The sequence below is a fragment of the Actinoplanes xinjiangensis genome, assembly GCF_003148685.1.
GTDB classification, from domain to species: Bacteria; Actinomycetota; Actinomycetes; order Mycobacteriales; family Micromonosporaceae; genus Actinoplanes; species Actinoplanes xinjiangensis.
This window is the reverse complement of record NZ_QGGR01000029.1, coordinates 89655-105123: the sequence shown is the minus strand read 5'-3', so window position 1 is coordinate 105123 and position 15469 is coordinate 89655. Positions and strand designations below refer to the sequence as shown.

Here is a 15469-nt window from a genome sequence, read left to right as displayed (position 1 = left end):
GGCAAGCCGGGGCAAACATCGTGTCACTGTGGCGTTCCCGGCGGCCGCCACCCGACACCCCGGGAACCGTCACGGAAGTCGCGGCGGATCGACCTTCAACGGTCGCACCGGACCCTCTTCGACCAGCACCAACGGGGCTCCGTCACCGTAGCGTGAGTGGAAGGCACGGCGCGTCTTCTCCAGATCGAGGGTGCCGATCTCGACGCCCGCGCCATCGTGCCGACTACCCACCGTGGCGATCTGGATGCCCTGTGCCGACCAGTACGGCAGGTCGGCGACCACCCGATCGTGCCACTCGGTGAGCTCCGCCACTCCGTGCGCGGCGTTCCGTACCACGATGCAGCTGTCCTCGGCACTGCTCCGGATGAAGGCGTCGAAAGCCTCCGAGGGGACCCGGTACACGATTGCCCGTACCCTCGCCTGATCGACCTCGAGGCCCGCGAAGCTGTCGGCGAACCGCTCACGCCCGCCCCGGTCGATCCGTTCCATCGCGGCGGCGAGCCGCGGCGGCGTCGCCGGGAGCCGCCGGGAACCGAGCGTCGTGAAATGGGGCGGGCGACTGAATTCGCAACCCGCCGTCCGCCAGCCGCCGGCCGGACCGGCCGGCTGCGACGGATCCGCGTCGTCGTCGGAGGCGCAGCCGGGAGCCGTCATGACGAGCGCCCCGGCGAGGAGCAGCCGGACCACTCGTTCGCGATACATCGCATCCCCCTTCAATACCCGCCCGGGACAACGAGCGGCAACTGTCGACGTTCCGCCATCGACCGGGAGGATCCGCCACCTCAACGACGAATTAGCTTGAAAGAGGCCTGACCGAGAATGAACACCGCGACCCCCGACACCAGGAGCACCAGCCCCGGCAGCGACTCGGCCCGTGGGACCTGACCCAGCCACCACCAGGCCAGGAACGCCGCACCCGGCACCTCCAGGAGGATCAGCACGCTGACCGTGGTCGCCGAGGTGTGCTGGAGCGCGTAGTTGAACATCGAATGCCCGAGCAGCTGAGCGCCCACGACGAGAGCCAGGATCGCCGCCCAGGTCTGGGTGTTGTAGCCGGTCAGGTCGATGCCGAAGGCCAGGCAGATCCCGAGTAGCAGCACCGCACACGTGCCGTAGCAGATCCAGGTGTACGTGGTGGTGCTCAACTCGGCGCGGGTCCGCTCGCCGAGCGCCGTGTACACCGCCGCCGCGAGTGCCCCGAGCAGCGCCAGCACATCGGCGAGGACGGCCTGCGAGGACACTCCGAGATCCACACCTGTCGCCCAGGCGGCGCCCGCCACGGCCAGCCCGATGCCCAGCCAGCCGGCCGTCGACGGGCGGCGTCCCTGCGCCGCCGCGATCAGGCCCTGCCACACCGGCTGGGTCGCGACCAGCGCCGTCGCGGTGACCACCGAGCCGAGCTGCACACTCGGCATCCAGGTGGCGAAATGCGCCGTCAACGCGAGGCCGGCCAGCACGCTGAACACTCCGGCCGGGCCGCGGACCGCCCGGCGCACCTCGACCCGGCGCGGACCCAGCGCGACCGGGGTGAGCACCAGGGCGGCGAGGCTGTTGCGCCAGAACGCGATCGCCAGCGCCGGGGCGGCCGCGAACGCGATGAGCGGCGCCGATGACGAGACGGCCAGCACCGCGACGGTCAGCGCGACCGCCGTCGGCGCGGCCACTTGAGCCGATGAACGCACATTCATCCCCGGCCATCGCTTCTTGCGCAGTCGGCCAGTGCACTTGGTAACTGTCTATTGGCTGACAGTGACGGACTCGCTACAGTCACCGACGGCTTACCGCCCGTTTCCATCCCTCGATGTCCTGGAGGACGATATACATGCCCGCGTACCGTGCGGTCGTGTTTGACTTTTTCGGCACCTTGACCCGGTCTGTCCAGCGTGGCCCCCAGCACGCGGCGATCGCCCGGTCCCTCGGCGCCGATCCCGAGGCCGTCACCGGCGTCCTCGACCGCACCTTCCGGGCCCGCGCCTGCGGCCGATACGGCTCCGCCGAGGCCACCCTGCGCTGGGTCATCGAGCAGGCCGGGGGCCGGCCACGCCCCGGCGCCATCCGCGCCGCCATGCCGGCCCGCGTCGACGCCCTCCGCGCCGACACGCAGCTGCGACCGGAAGCGGTCAGCGCCCTGACCGCCATCCGAAGCCGGGGCGTGCGCACCGCACTCATCAGCGACTGCACCCACGAACTCCCCGCCTTCCTGCCCGGTCTCCCGGTGGCCCCGCTGCTGGACGCTCAGATCTACTCGGTCGAGCTGGGTGTCTGCAAACCGGACCCGAAGATCTACCTGGCCGCGTGCGACCGGCTCGGCGTCGGCCCGGAGGACTGCCTCTACGTCGGCGACGGCGGCAGCCACGAGCTGACCGGCGCCGCGGCCGTCGGCATGACCCCGGTCCGGCTCGCCGCTCCCGACCTCGCCAACCACCTGGTCTTCGACGCCGACACCAACTTCGCGGGGCGAACGGTGCGATCCCTCACCGAGGTCCTGGCCCTCCTGGACCCGGTCCCCGCACTGGTCTGATGCCGCTTCCGTACGGCCAGAGGCCGACCGACCGCAGCCCACGGCGCACCGGGGCCACCACGCGAGGTACACGGGTGGTCCCGCCCACCAACGCGGCCGCCGGGCCGGCTGCCTGGTCACCGGCTGGCTCCCACCGCTGTCTCGCGCGCCCGGAGACAGCGGTGAGGACCAGCCGGAGCCGTGGGAGGATGACCCGGTGAGCTCTGCGGTGCTGGATGAGGCGATCAAGAAGGCGGCCATCGCCTGGATCTCCGTCGGGGACGGGCCGGCCTACGCCCTCTGGTGCATGCCGGTGGAGGCCTCGCTGGCGGTGATCAGCGGGCCGGGTGAGCAGTTCGCTCCCGGGCTGGCCGAGGCGCAGCATGCCACCGTCCGGCTGCGCGGTGATCACGGCGGCCTGATCGTGGAGTCCGCGATGACGGTGACCCGTCTGGTCCCGGGCTCCGAGGAGTGGAACGAGATCGCGCCCGCACTGGCCGGCAAGCGCCTCAACGCCACCGGCACCGCTGACGACCTGGTCGCCCGCTGGGCCGCCGACGGCTGTGCCCTGGTCCGGCTCACCCCGGTGGCCGAGACCGCGGTCGGTTCCGGGGACCTGCCGGCCGAGTCGCACGCCGAGCCGCCTCGCGAGACCCCGGCCCGGGTCGAGACCCGCCGCCCGTTCCGCCTCCACCGGGTCACCAAGCGCTGACCCAAGCTCTCATCCGGCTGGCTCTCACCGCTGTCTCCGAGACGCCGAGACAGCGGTGAGAACCAGCCGCATCCCTCCGGCTGGACGCCACCGCTGTCTCAGGGACGTTGAGACAGCGGTGGGAGCCAGCCGGGGGTGAGGGGTGGGTGGGTCAGCCGATGAATGGGGGGATGGCTATCTCGCCGGTGGCTACCGGCCAGACGTGGCCGGTGACGGTCGTGGTGACGGCGGTGCCGGCGGTGGCGGTGACCGTGCAGTCGAGGCGGGACGGGCGTTTCATCTCCACGCCCTGGTGGATGCGGTAGGTGGAGAGGCCGTCCGGCGGCAGCCATCCGGCGGCCACCAGCCACACGCCGAGGGCCAGTGCGGCCGATCCGGTGGCCGGGTCCTCGTCGACGGTCCAGGTCGAGGAGAAGACGCGGGCGTGGGCCTCGGTGCCCGACCAGGCGAACACGCTCAGGTCGGCACAGCCCGCCTCCTCGGCGGCCCGCGGGTCGACGCGTACCCGGGCGAGCGCCTCCCGGCGTACCGGAAGGAAGATCCAGTCGAGACCACAGCCTGCCGCGCGCGGGGCAGCCACGCCGTCGCCCGCGAAGTCGGCGGCCGTGAGGCCCGCCGCAGCGAGCAGAGGCGCCGGGTCGAGGGGCTCGCCCAGCATGGGCGCGGCACCGGTGAGGGTGGCCGCACCCGCCGCGGTCACCGTGATCGGCAGCAGGCCGGCGCCGCACTCCTGGACCACCTCGCCGGCTTCGAGGAGACCGCGCCGCATCGCGGTGACCGCCGAACCGACGCTGGGATGGCCGGCGAACGGCAGTTCGGACGTCGGCGTGAAGATCCGGACGCGGTGGGTGGCCCCGGCGGTCACCGGTGGGAGCAGGAAAACCGTCTCCGATAGGTTGAACTCTCGCGCCAGCGCCTGCATCTGATCGGTGGCCAGACCGGCGCCGCCGAACACCACGGCCAGCGGGTTGCCGGCGAAGGGCCGGTCCGTGAACACGTCGACGATCTCGTACGCCACTCCGGACATGTCCGGACCCTAACCTAGTCTGAGGTCGTGACCATGGGGACGAGGGTTTACCTGGCCCGCCTCGCCGGTCTTCCGGTGTTCGACCCGAACGGCGACCGTGTCGGGCGGGTTCGTGACGCCGTCGTCCGGCTGCGCACCACGAACCGGCCGCCACAGGTCGTCGGCCTGGTCGCCGAGATGGCCCTGCGCCGCCGGATCTTCCTGCCGATCGGGCGGGTCACCAGCATGGACGCGGAGGCGGTCGTGCTCGGCACCGGCTCGCTGAATCTGCGGCGGTTCGAGAAGCGGCAGAACGAGTTGCTGGTGCTGGAGGATCTGCTGGATCGGCGGGTGACGGTGGTGCCGGAGCACGACGAGGGGCGCGACCACGCGGGTACGGTGCTGGACATCGGCATGGAGCTGAACCGGAACACCGAGTGGATCATCACTCGGGTGGCGGTCCGGGAGCACAGCCGGCTGACCCGGCGCGGGCACGTCTATCAGGCCGAGTTCGACCGGGTGCGCGGTCTGATCGGCCCCACCGAGACGCAGGGCACCGCGAACCTGATCGCCCTGCTCGACCAGATGCGCCCGGCCGACATGGCGAACGCCCTGCAGGACCTCCCGGACGCCCGGCGCAACGAGGTGGCGGCGGCGCTGGACGACCGGCGTCTCGCCGACGTGCTGGAGGAGCTGCCCGAGCACGACCAGGTGGAGATCCTGGCCGGGCTGGACCGGGAACGCGCCGCGGACGTGCTGGAGCGGATGGACCCGGACGACGCCGCCGACCTGCTGGCCGAGCTGCCGAAGACGGAGCAGGCGGTGCTGCTCGACCTGATGGAGCCGGAGGAGGCGGCCCCGGTGCGGCAGCTGATGAACTACCGGCCGGGGACCGCGGGCAGTGTGATGACCTCGGAGCCGGTGATCCTCACCCCGGACACCACGGTCGCCGAGGCGCTGGCCCGGATCCGCAACCCGGAGCTGTCGCCGGTGGTCGCCGCGCAGGTCTTCGTGGCCCGCGCTCCGGCCGCCACGCCGACGGGTAAGTATCTGGGCATGGTGCACTTCCAGCGACTGTTGCGCGAGCCGCCGGCGTCGATCGTGGGCGGGCTGGTGGACAGCGGGATCGATCCGCTGCGGACCGAGACCGGGCTGCTCGAGATCACCCAGCGGATGGCGACGTACGACCTGGTGGCGATGCCGGTGGTGGACTCGACGAACCGGCTGCTGGGCGCGGTCACCGTCGACGACGTACTGGACCATTCGCTGCCCCGGGACTGGCGTGACCGGGACGCCCACGACGAGGGGGCCGTGTGAGCGAGCGCGGAGACCGGCGTGACCGGGACGCCCACCACGAGGGGACGACGTGAGCGAGCAGCGCAGGGACCGGCTCGACCAACCGCGCGAGCCGGGACGGGTACAGCTGCCGAAATTCGATCCGGAGGCGTTCGGCCGCTGGTCGGAGAGCATCGCCCGGTACATGGGCACGGCGAAGTTCATCGTCTACATGACGGTGGTGATCGCCGCCTGGTTCGCGTGGAACCACCTCGCGCCGTCGGGACGTCTGCGCTTCGACGAGTACCCGCATCAGTTCCTCACCCTGATCCTGTCGTTGCAGGCGTCGTACGCCGCGCCGTTGATCCTGCTGGCGCAGAACCGGCAGGCCGACCGTGACCGGCTCGCCATGGACGAGGATCGACGTCGCGCGGCGATGCAGAAGGCCGACACCGAGTTCCTGACCCGGGAGATCGCCGCTCTGCGGATCGCTCTCGGCGAGGTCGCGACCAGGGACTTCCTGCGTTCGGAACTGTCCCGGCTGGCCGATGAACTGGATGAGGCGGCGTTGCGGCGGGAGAAGCGGGCTCGTATGGACTGGGAAGAGGACCGCTCCTGACCTCGACGTAGCATGGGCTGCATGTCCGCTCCTGCATCCACGCTCGAGGACGCCATCCAGGCCGCTCTGGCGACCGTGGACGACCCCGAGATTCGCCGCCCGATCACCGACCTCGGCATGGTCTCGGGCTTCACTGTGAGCGAAGGCCTGGTCAAGGTCGATCTGCTGCTCACCGTCGCCGGCTGTCCGCTGCGGGACAAGCTGACCAACGACATCACCGCCGCCGTCACGAAGATCCCCGGTATCGACCGGGTCGAGATCAACTTCGGGGTGATGAGCGAGGAACAGCGTAAGGCGCTGCAGACCACCCTCCGCGGGGGCAGTGCCTCCGCCGAGCCGGTCATCCCGTTCGCCCAGCCGGGTTCCCGGACGAGGGTGTATGCGGTGGCCAGCGGCAAGGGTGGTGTCGGCAAGTCCAGCGTCACCGTGAACCTGGCCGCGGCGCTCGCCAAGCGGGGCCTGTCGGTCGGTGTGATCGACGCGGACATCTACGGCCACTCGGTGCCGCGGATGCTCGGCGTCGAGGGCAGGCCGACCCGCGTCGAGGAAATGATCATGCCGCCGCAGTCGCACGGTGTGAAGGTCATCTCGATCGGCATGTTCACCGCGGGCAACGCCGCGGTGGTCTGGCGTGGCCCGATGCTGCACCGGGCGCTCCAGCAGTTCCTCGCCGACGTCTACTGGGGCGACCTGGACGTGCTGTTGCTCGACCTGCCGCCGGGCACCGGTGACGTGGCCATCTCTCTGGCCCAGCTCCTGCCGAACGCGGAGATCCTGGTCGTCACCACCCCGCAGATGGCCGCCGCCGAGGTCGCCGAGCGGGCCGGCGCGATCGCCCTCCAGACACATCAGCGGCTGGTCGGTGTGGTGGAGAACATGTCGTGGCTGGAGCTGCCGGACGGTTCGCGCATGGAGGTCTTCGGCGCGGGCGGTGGGGAGACGGTGGCCGACTCGCTGTCCAAGACGATCGGCGCCCGGGTTCCGTTGCTGGGTCAGATCCCGCTGGACACCCGGGTCCGTGAGGCCGGCGACGACGGGACCCCGATCGTGCTGGCCGACCCGGAGTCGCCGGCCGCCAAGGCTCTCGACGGGGTCGCCGACAAGCTGGCGGTCCGCCGCGAGTCGCTGGTCGGCAAGCCCCTGGGCCTCATGGTCAACGCCAAGCGCGGTTAGTAGCGGCTCAGGTCGCGTCGAGGTCGTACGCCGGTCGGGAAGCCTCAGCGGCTTTCTCGGCCGGCGCGCTGCTCTTGCGGATGTCGACGGCCGCGGCGACGTCGTCGAGCTCGCTCTTGACCCCGTTGAGGTCCTGCTTCACGTCGTCGAAGAGCGTCTGCAGAGGCTTGCGCAGCGCCTGCTCGTCCTCCTCGCTGAGCAGGTGCTTACGGATGAACGCCTTCGGGTGCAGATCTTCCAGCCGGATGTCGGTGCCCAGCTCACGGCTCAGATCGGCGGTCGCACCCTGCGCCATGTTGCGCAGCCCGCGCAGCATGCGCAGCCCGTCGCCGATCACCTTGGGCAGCCGCTCCCCGAAGATCAGCAGCGCAAGCATGAGCAGTGCGCCGATCTCCCACCAGTTCAGATTCTCGAACACGTCCGGCCTCCCAGGCTTCCCGCGCCAAGCCTACGCACGCTCCCTGTGCGAACGCAGCCCGCCCGGGTCCGTCAGTTGGTGTCCGCGGCCAGGGTCACCGAGGCCGATGCGGTCTTGCTGCCCCGCCGGTATTCGACGGCGACGACCGAGCCCGGGGCGTATTTCCGGACCATGGCGATCAGGCCGATGCCGTCCTCCAGGGGGCGCCCGTCGAGCTTGGTGATCACGTCACCGGCCTTCAGGCCGGCACCTGCGGCCGGGCCGGCCGGCTGCACCGACTGCAGCCGCGCGCCGGTGGCCGACTCCCCGGTCATCACCTCGGCACCGATCACGGTGCGCCGGGCCTTGCCGGTGTCGATGATGTCCTCGGCGATCCGCTTCGCCTGGTTGATCGGGATGGCGAAGGCGAGGCCGATGTTGCCGGCCTCGGCGGTCGTACCCCCGACCGAGCGGATCACCGAGTTGACCCCGACGACCCGGCCGGCACCGTCGACCAGAGGGCCGCCGGAGTTGCCCTGGTTGACGGCGGCGTCGGTCTGGATGGCCGCGTAGTAGCGCCGGGTCCCGGTCTCCTCGCCGGCCTGGATGGTGCGGTCCAGGGCGCTCACGATGCCGGCGGTCACGGTGTTGACCAGCGCCAGCGGTGAACCGAAAGCAAGCACCGGGTCACCGACAGCGATCTCGTCGGAGTTTCCCAACGTGACCGGGATCAGGCCCTCTTTTGCGACTTTGATCACTGCGAGGTCGGACTCCGGGTCGCGCCCGACAAGCGTCGCGGCAGCCGTGGAGCCGTCGTGGAAGGAGACCGACAGGGTGTCGTCGGCGCCCTCGACCACGTGGTCGTTGGTGATCACGTAGCCCTCCGTGGAGACCACGAAACCGGACCCGATGGCCCCGCTGACCCGGACCGTCACGACACTCGGCTGGACCCGCTCGACCACTCCGCCGGCCGACTCGGGAGCCCGCTGGGCGGACTCCGGGACGCCCTGGCCGGATGCCCCGAGCTGGGTGCGGCCGCCCTCGGCGTAGCCGCCCTTGATCGCGAAGAGGAAGCCGAGCGTGCCGCCGACACCGCCCGCGAGCAGGGCGGTCACCAGACAGATCATCAGGATCGGGGCGAACGACCGGCGTGGCGCGTCCGGGTTGGGCGGGGTCTCCAGCGGCGCGCCGCCGGTGGATTGCGGCGTCGGCAGGACCACCGCCGACGGTGCGTACGGATCACGCCAGGGATCGGCCTGTCCCCCCGACCACCACGGCGACGGCTGCTGCGGCTCACCGGGCACCGGGTACGCAGAGGACGTCGGTGGCCGGCTCCAGTTCCAGCCGTCGGTCACGTCGGTGCCTCCACTCCGCTAGCCGGCTCCGCGCCTCCAGGATGACACGGATCCACCGGTTCACACCTTGCCACGGGTCCGCACCTGCGCCGAGTGGGTTGTTTATCCATCGACGGCGCAGTGCATCACCGGAGAACATCGCTCTACTCTCTTATCCGATGTGCGCGGTTCGGCCGCGGGCATCCCTTGCCGTACGGAGGTCGTCATCATCGGTCCTGCTCGTTCATTCGGTCAGCAGGCGGCGCAGTCAATGCCGTTCGCCGAGACCTACGCCACCGAGGACACGGTCCTCCAGACCGCCCGCGCCCTCGCCCACGAGCTCGGCCTGCCCTGTGTCTCCCCCGGCGCGGGCTCCGTGCTGCGTCTGCTGGCCGCCGCGGGCAGCGCCAAGGCGGTCGTCGAGATCGGCACCGGGACCGGGGTGAGCGGCATCTGGCTGCTCGGCGGGATGCGCCCGGACGGGGTCCTCACCACGATCGACGTCGAGCACGAGCACCAGCGGATCGCCCGGCGGATCTTCCAGGAGGCGGGGTACGCGCCGTCGCGTACCCGGATCATCAGCGGCCGCGCCCTCAACGTGCTGCCCCGGCTCGCGGACGGCGCCTACGACCTGATCTTCGTGGACGCCGACACCACCGAGTTCGCCGCCTGCACCGAGGCCGCCCAGCGCCTGCTCCGGCCGGGCGGGGTGCTGATCGTGAACGGCGCACACGCGAACGGCCGGATCAGCGACCCGTCCGCCCGCGACGTGGACACCCTCACCGTCCGGGAGATGCTGAAGGCGATCCGCGAGTCCGACGAGTGGATCCAGGCGGTGATCCCGTCAGGCGCCGGGCTGCTCGCCGCCGTCAAGTGCTGACAGGTAATTGAGCAGCGTCCGGGCGCCCCAGCCGGTGGCGCCCTTGGTCAGCTCCAGGTCGTGCGACTCGGCCCAGCTCGGGGCGGACATGTCCAGGTGGGCCCAGCGGACGTCACCGAAGAAGTCGCGCAGGAACAGGGCGGCCATCACCGAGCCCGGCCCGGCCGGTGCACTGATCCGGTCGGCGATGTCGCTGTGCAGGTTGTCCAGGTAGTCGTCGGAGAGCGGGAGCCGCCACATCAGCTCACCGGCCGCCGCTCCGGCCGCGGTCAGCGCCGCGGCGAGCTGGTCGTCCGGGCTGAACAGGGCGGCGGTGCGCTTGCCGAGGGCGACCGCGTTCGCCCCGGTCAGGGTGGCCAGGTCGATCACCAGATCGGGGTGCAGCACGTCGGCCGCGTAGCCGAGCGCGTCGGCCAGCACGATCCGGCCCTCCGCGTCGGAGTTCGTGTTCTCACTGGTCGAGCCGTCGTAGTGGGTGATCACGTCACCGGGACGGAAGGCGGAGCCGCTCACCGCGTTCTCGGCCAGCGGGGTCAGCGCGGTCACCCGTACCGGAAGATCCAGGTCGGCGGCACCGAGGGTCGCGGCGACCACGGCGGCCGCCCCGCCCATGTCCTTCTTCATCAGCTTCATGCCGTCACGCGGCTTGATCGAGATGCCGCCGGTGTCGAACGTGATGCCCTTGCCGACCAGGACCACGTGGAGGGTCGCACCGGGCGGCTGCCAGGACAGTTCGACGAACCGGGGCGGTGACACCGAACCACCGCCGACCGCCAGCAGGCCACCGAACCGGGCCAGCTCGTCACCGGCGCGAACCGAGACGGTCAAGCCCGGGCGTGTCGCGGCCTCGGCGACGATCTGCGCGGCGAACCACTCCGGGTTCTTCAGTGACGACGGCGTGTTGGTCAGGTCCCGCGCGAGCCAGGCGGCACGGGCCGCGATCTGCGCCCGGGTGAGGCTCTCCGCGTACGCCGACGGGTTGTCGACGATGAGCCGCACCTCGCCGGACCGGACCGGCTTCGGCGCGTCGCGATATCGGTAGCCGCCGAGCCAGAGGCCCTCCGCGAGGCCGCGCACCGACTCGGTGGCGACGCCGGCGGGCAACTGGACCTCGAGGACCTCGTCGTCGGCCGCCTCCCGGACCGCCGCGGCGCCGGCCGCCCGCCAGTCCGCCTCGGCACCGTCGCCGAGGCCGGCCAGCAGCACTCGGGCCGGGCTGCGCAGCGGGCGTGGAAGCACCGTGATCCGGCCCCGGGCATCGGCCCCGTCGGTCGCGGTGACCAGCGCGGACATCTCGGCGTCCAGCTCGGAACCGACCGGGACGACCCTGGTGGACGTGCCGGGCACGTCCGTCAATCGGATGTGGAACACGGGAGGATGACCTTTCCGTAAGACGTGGAAAGCCCGCCGGTACGGGCGGTACCGTACCGGCGGGCTCGCGTGAAACGTCAGCCGGCGATCGACTTCAACGCGTCACCCAGCGCGTTGGCCTCGTCCGGAGTCATCTCAACGACGAGACGGCCACCACCTTCCAGCGGGACGCGCATCACGATGCCCCGTCCCTCCTTGGTGACCTCCAGCGGACCATCGCCCGTCCGCGGCTTCATCGCCGCCATTTTGTCTCCCCTCAGACCTACGTCAGGGTCGGTGGGTTACCCCACAGCCACTTGCTCCTGGAATGCCAGCAGCCTCGTCACGTGCTCAGCCCCACGTGACGCGGTGCTCGTTTCCGACCGGCGGCCCGCTCAGGCCGTTTTCACGTCTTCACGCGTCGCGGCCCACCGTGCCGATCAAACATTTTCCCTGATGAACACCGGCGAACCCAAACCCAGCCCGGGCGGATGTGACAGCGTCTAGCATATCGTCTTTCGGGCTGTCACAATGTGCGGTCATGCAGGCGCGGTCCGCACTCTTCGACCTGTACGGCGACTACCTGCGTGCTCGCGGTTCCCGAGCCCCGGTAGCGGCCCTCGTGAGACTGCTGGCCCCGCTCGACATCGCGGCCCCGGCGGTCCGTACCGCAGTGTCGCGAATGGTGCGACAGGGATGGCTGCATCCGCTACGTCTGGCCTCCGGACCGGGATATCTGCTCACCCCGAAGGCCGCACGCCGGCTCGACGAGGCGGCCGCCCGGGTGTACCGGACCGGTCGCGGCGGCTGGGACGGCCGCTTCGACATGATCCTGCTGGACGAGCCGGTCGCGCGGCAGGACACGCTGCGTCTCACCTATCTGGGCTACGGGCCGCTCAGCGATCAGGTGTGGGTGGCGCCCAGGCCCTCCGACGAGGTCGGGTCGGTGCTGGCCGGTGTCGGCTACGTGCGGTTCAGCGCCAGCCACACCGCCGGCTCGGACGTCGTGGCACGGGCCTGGGACCTCGGCCGGATCGGACGGTCGTACGAGGAGTTCGTCGAATCCCTACGCCCCGTCATGAAGGCGGTCACTCCACGTAGCACCGACGAGGAGGCCTACGCTGCCCGGTTCCGCCTGGTCCACGCATGGCGCTCATTTCTCTTCCAGGATCCTCAATTGCCCACCGCGTTGCTGCCGCCGGGCTGGCCGGGCGTCAAGGCCGCGCTCTTCTTCGACAAACACGCGGCCCGGCTGCGCCCCGCCGCCGACCGGCATGTGGAACGTTGCCTGCAATCGGCCACGCGTGGAGGACGTGTGGGATTCTCAGACTCATGACCGACGCGCTGCTCGTCGACCGCACTGATGCGGTCGTCACCCTGACCTTGAACCGACCCGAGGCGATGAACTCGTTCACCGTCGACCTCAAGGAAGCGCTGCGGGACACCCTCGCCCAGCTGGAGAGCGACCGGTCGTGCCGGGCGATCGTGCTGGCCGGCGCGGGCGGCAACTTCTGCGGCGGCCAGGATCTCAAGGAGCACGCGACGCTGCTCGCGGCGGGCTCGACCGACCTGAACACCGTCCAGGTGCACTACAACCCGATCGCCCAGCGGCTGTCCAGCATGCCGAAGCCGGTGGTCGCCGCGGTGCGGGGGATGGCCGCCGGGGCGGGCGCGTCGCTGTCGCTGCTCGCCGACTTCCGGATCGGCGGACCGAAGACCAGCTTCCTGATGGCGTTCGCCAATGTGGGCCTGGCCGGCGACAGCGGCATCTCGTGGTCGCTGCCGCGGATCGTGGGTCACGCCCGGGCCGTCGAGCTGCTGCTGCTGGCCCGGCCGGTGAAGGCCGAGGAGGCGTCCCGCATCGGCATGCTCACCGAGCTGCTGGAGGACGACGAGCAGGTGCTGCCGCGGGCGCAGGAGCTGGCCGCGCGGCTGGCCGCCGGCCCGACGATCGCCTACGGCGCGATCAAGCGGGAGCTGTCCATCGGTGACGCCGGCACTCTGTCGGACGCGCTGGCGGCCGAGGCGCAGGCGCAGGCGATCTGCGGCGCGACCGCGGACCACCAGGCCGCGGTCCACGCCTTCCTGAACAAGCAGAAGCCCGAATACCAGGGCCGCTAGTCGTCCTCGTCCTCTTCCTCGGGGTCCTGGTTCGCCTCGGCCCCGAGGACGAAGGCCTGCATGGCCAGCTCGTCACCGGACGGCCAGACGTAGGTGGGCAGCTCCGCCGGGCCCAGCTCCAGCACGTGCGACCAGAACTGCCGCACCGCCTCCGCCGGGTTCACCGCCTCGATCGGCATGGCCACGCTGACCAGCCACGGCTTCTTGTCGGCGGCCGGGCCGAGTCGCCGCGCGTACCGCTGGAAGGTCTCCTCGTCGATCGCGCCGGCCGGTCCCTCGAAGGGGATCGCCTCGTCGAAGGCGCGCCGCAGATACCACAGAGCCAGCTCGCCGCCGTCTGCCTTCTCCACCCGGGTCAGGGCGACGACCTGATCCTCGGCGACCAGCAGCACCTCGTCGCCGACCGCCGGGCCGGCCGAGGAGGCCACCGTCACCGCGTCGTGCTGGAACAACCGCTCGGTCGCCCACTGCCCTTCCGGAATGATCACCACGAACTGAGCCATGGTGTCATCTCATCACGGGCACCCAGCAGTCCGTGAGGTGGTCGTCGACCATGCCGGTGGCCTGCATCAACGCGTACGCGGTGGTGGGCCCGACGAACTTGAAGCCGCGCTTCTTGAGCGCCTTCGCCATGGCGGTGGACTCTCCGGTGACGGCCGGGACGTCGGCGCGGGTGCGCGGGCGGTCCCTCGTCGCCGGCGCGAACGACCAGAGCAGCTCCGTCAGGTCCAGCTCGACCGCCACCCGGGCGTTGTGCAGCGCCGCGTCGACCTTCATCCGGTTGCGGACGATGCCCGGGTCGGCCATCAGGCGGGCGGCGTCGGACTCGGTGAATTCGGCGACCTTCGCGATCGAGAATCCGGCGAAGGCGGCCCGGAACGCCGGCCGCTTGCGCAGGATGGTGATCCACGACAGGCCGGACTGGAACGCCTCCAGGGTGAGCCGCTCGAACAGCGCGTCGTCGCCGCGGACCGGCTTACCCCACTCCTCGTCGTGGTAGATCGCGTAGTCGGGCGTGCTGCCGCCCCAGGAGCAGCGGGGGCGGCCGTCGGCACCGATCACGAGGCCGTCGTCGGTCACGGAAGACGGCCCTGCTCGACGAGGCGGGCGAATCGTCTGAGCGCGCCGGTGAAGCCCAGTTTCGACCCCGGCCACAACACCGGCCAGGCGATCTTGCCGACCGCGCCGGCCGGCAGCTGGAACCACTCGTGCAGGACCACCTGGGTACGGTCGCCGGACATCGCGGTGCAGCGCATCGCACCCGGGCCCTTCAGCACCTTGCCGCAGTGCACGACGCGCACCTCGTACGGCGCGTTGACCTTGACCACGCGCAGCTCGTCGCGGAGTGTCGCCGGGCCCAACGTGGTGACCGCCTCGACGAGACTGCCCTCGCCACCGTCGCCCTCGACCACCCGGACCCGGGTGAACGGGATCCACTCGGACTGCTTCTCCCAGTTCATGAACGCGGAGAAGACCTTGGGCGCGGGCGCGTTGACGATCACCGTGGCGGTGAACTCACCTGGTCCCGCCTCCGAGTCGTTGCTCATCGTTTCTCCACCGGCTCCTGTTCCTTGGCGGAGGACCCGCCCGCGGAGTCGCCGTTCGTGGAGGACCCGCCGGCGGAGTCGCCGTTCGTGGCCGAGTCGTCGGCGGACGGCTCCATCGGGATGATCGCCGGCTCCGGCACGGGCGGGACGGCGGCGGCCGGGGCGAGCGCCGCCTCACGGGCCCGGCGCAGCGCGTCGGCCTCGTCGGTCCGGCCGGCGCGCAGGGCGGCCACCTCGGCCTCCAGCACGCCGATCAGCTCGCCCTTGTAGCCGATGTCGTACGCCGCCCGCTGGAGCGCCTGGTCGACCTGTGCCATCCGGTAGCCCCGCCAGACGGTGTCGAACCTGGTCCGGGAGATGTCCTCCTCGCCGAGGGGACGGTCGCCGGGCAGCGGGACCGCACGGCCGTCGGGCTCGACCGGGGTCAGCCCGGGGTCGCTGCCGCTCAGCAACACGGTCACGCCGAAGACGATCGTCGCGACGACCAGAGCCACGACGATGAAGAGGAGAAGCTGACCCATGCGCACGATGTTGACATGTCCGCTTTCCGGAGGC

Annotated in this window: 19 protein-coding genes; 8 read left to right on the top strand and 11 right to left on the bottom strand. The window is 71.0% G+C overall.

Annotation, left to right across the window (positions count from 1 at the left end):
- Positions 1-69: 69 nt before the first annotated feature.
- Positions 70-702 carry a hypothetical protein gene (locus tag BC793_RS40235; RefSeq protein WP_109601872.1) on the bottom strand — a complete coding sequence of 211 codons (633 nt, stop codon included), beginning with the start codon at positions 700-702 and terminating at the stop codon, positions 70-72.
- Between the two features lie 80 nt (positions 703-782).
- Positions 783-1688 (bottom strand): DMT family transporter, encoded by a 906-nt coding sequence (locus BC793_RS40230; protein ID WP_109601871.1) that lies wholly within the window; start codon positions 1686-1688, stop codon positions 783-785.
- Between the two features lie 134 nt (positions 1689-1822).
- On the opposite strand from BC793_RS40230, the gene BC793_RS40225 reads away from it, so the two are divergent.
- Both BC793_RS40225 and BC793_RS40220 read left to right on the top strand, forming a co-directional pair.
- Complete coding sequence (locus BC793_RS40225) at positions 1823-2521, top strand: HAD family hydrolase (protein WP_109601870.1); 699 nt, start codon at positions 1823-1825, stop codon at positions 2519-2521.
- Between the two features lie 196 nt (positions 2522-2717).
- Positions 2718-3212: a hypothetical protein gene (locus BC793_RS40220; protein WP_109601869.1), complete on the top strand. Its 495-nt coding sequence runs from the start codon at positions 2718-2720 to the stop codon at positions 3210-3212.
- A 151-nt stretch (positions 3213-3363) separates the two neighbouring features.
- Here BC793_RS40220 and BC793_RS40215 read toward each other — a convergent pair whose 3' ends face one another.
- A complete protein-coding gene (locus BC793_RS40215; protein ID WP_109601868.1) occupies positions 3364-4239 on the bottom strand; it encodes a PhzF family phenazine biosynthesis protein in 876 nt (291 codons plus the stop codon).
- 33 nt (positions 4240-4272) lie between these two features.
- Here BC793_RS40215 and BC793_RS40210 point away from each other — a divergent pair, with 33 nt between their 5' ends.
- The 3 genes from BC793_RS40210 to BC793_RS40200 are packed head-to-tail and all read left to right on the top strand — an operon-like array spanning position 4273 to position 7285.
- Complete coding sequence (locus BC793_RS40210; protein WP_203896550.1) at positions 4273-5535, top strand: magnesium transporter MgtE N-terminal domain-containing protein; 1263 nt, start codon at positions 4273-4275, stop codon at positions 5533-5535.
- A gap of 49 nt (positions 5536-5584) precedes the next feature.
- On the top strand, positions 5585-6112 hold the full coding sequence (locus tag BC793_RS40205; RefSeq protein WP_109601866.1) for a DUF1003 domain-containing protein: 528 nt from the start codon (positions 5585-5587) through the stop codon (positions 6110-6112).
- Between the two features lie 21 nt (positions 6113-6133).
- Entirely contained in the window at positions 6134-7285 is a 1152-nt protein-coding gene (locus BC793_RS40200; protein WP_109601865.1) for an Mrp/NBP35 family ATP-binding protein, read from the top strand.
- 7 nt (positions 7286-7292) lie between these two features.
- On the opposite strand, the gene BC793_RS40195 is transcribed toward BC793_RS40200, so the two are convergent.
- Positions 7293-7703 (bottom strand): twin-arginine translocase TatA/TatE family subunit, encoded by a 411-nt coding sequence (locus tag BC793_RS40195; protein ID WP_109601864.1) that lies wholly within the window; start codon positions 7701-7703, stop codon positions 7293-7295.
- Between the two features lie 71 nt (positions 7704-7774).
- The gene (locus BC793_RS40190) at positions 7775-9037 is read right to left on the bottom strand and encodes a S1C family serine protease (protein ID WP_109601863.1); all 1263 of its coding nucleotides are present in this window, start codon (positions 9035-9037) and stop codon (positions 7775-7777) included.
- 250 nt (positions 9038-9287) lie between these two features.
- On the opposite strand from BC793_RS40190, the gene BC793_RS40185 reads away from it, so the two are divergent.
- Positions 9288-9896 (top strand): O-methyltransferase, encoded by a 609-nt coding sequence (locus BC793_RS40185; RefSeq protein ID WP_109601862.1) that lies wholly within the window; start codon positions 9288-9290, stop codon positions 9894-9896.
- Here BC793_RS40185 and BC793_RS40180 read toward each other — a convergent pair.
- Positions 9861-11267: a leucyl aminopeptidase family protein gene (locus BC793_RS40180; protein ID WP_109601861.1), complete on the bottom strand. Its 1407-nt coding sequence runs from the start codon at positions 11265-11267 to the stop codon at positions 9861-9863. The genes BC793_RS40185 and BC793_RS40180 overlap by 36 nt on opposite strands.
- 77 nt (positions 11268-11344) lie before the next feature.
- Positions 11345-11512 carry a DUF3117 domain-containing protein gene (locus BC793_RS40175; protein WP_014447667.1) on the bottom strand — a complete coding sequence of 56 codons (168 nt, stop codon included), beginning with the start codon at positions 11510-11512 and terminating at the stop codon, positions 11345-11347.
- A 275-nt stretch (positions 11513-11787) separates the two neighbouring features.
- On the opposite strand from BC793_RS40175, the gene BC793_RS40170 reads away from it, so the two are divergent.
- Both BC793_RS40170 and BC793_RS40165 read left to right on the top strand, forming a co-directional pair.
- Entirely contained in the window at positions 11788-12582 is a 795-nt protein-coding gene (locus tag BC793_RS40170; protein ID WP_109601860.1) for a PaaX family transcriptional regulator, read from the top strand.
- A complete protein-coding gene (locus tag BC793_RS40165; protein WP_109601859.1) occupies positions 12579-13367 on the top strand; it encodes an enoyl-CoA hydratase-related protein in 789 nt (262 codons plus the stop codon). The genes BC793_RS40170 and BC793_RS40165 overlap by 4 nt, the downstream gene beginning before the upstream one ends.
- Here the strand turns inward: BC793_RS40165 and BC793_RS40160 are convergent.
- Genes BC793_RS40160 through BC793_RS40145 form a run of 4 tightly spaced genes read right to left on the bottom strand, consistent with a single transcriptional unit; the run spans position 13364 to position 15435 of the window.
- On the bottom strand, positions 13364-13870 hold the full coding sequence (locus BC793_RS40160) for a hypothetical protein (RefSeq protein WP_109601858.1): 507 nt from the start codon (positions 13868-13870) through the stop codon (positions 13364-13366). The genes BC793_RS40165 and BC793_RS40160 overlap by 4 nt on opposite strands.
- Positions 13871-13874: 4 nt before the next feature.
- Complete coding sequence (locus BC793_RS40155; protein WP_109601857.1) at positions 13875-14447, bottom strand: DNA-3-methyladenine glycosylase I; 573 nt, start codon at positions 14445-14447, stop codon at positions 13875-13877.
- A complete protein-coding gene (locus BC793_RS40150) occupies positions 14444-14914 on the bottom strand; it encodes an SRPBCC family protein (protein WP_109601856.1) in 471 nt (156 codons plus the stop codon). Before BC793_RS40150 ends, BC793_RS40155 begins: the two co-directional genes overlap by 4 nt.
- On the bottom strand, positions 14911-15435 hold the full coding sequence (locus tag BC793_RS40145; RefSeq protein WP_109601855.1) for a DivIVA domain-containing protein: 525 nt from the start codon (positions 15433-15435) through the stop codon (positions 14911-14913). Before BC793_RS40145 ends, BC793_RS40150 begins: the two co-directional genes overlap by 4 nt.
- Positions 15436-15469: the final 34 nt, after the last annotated feature.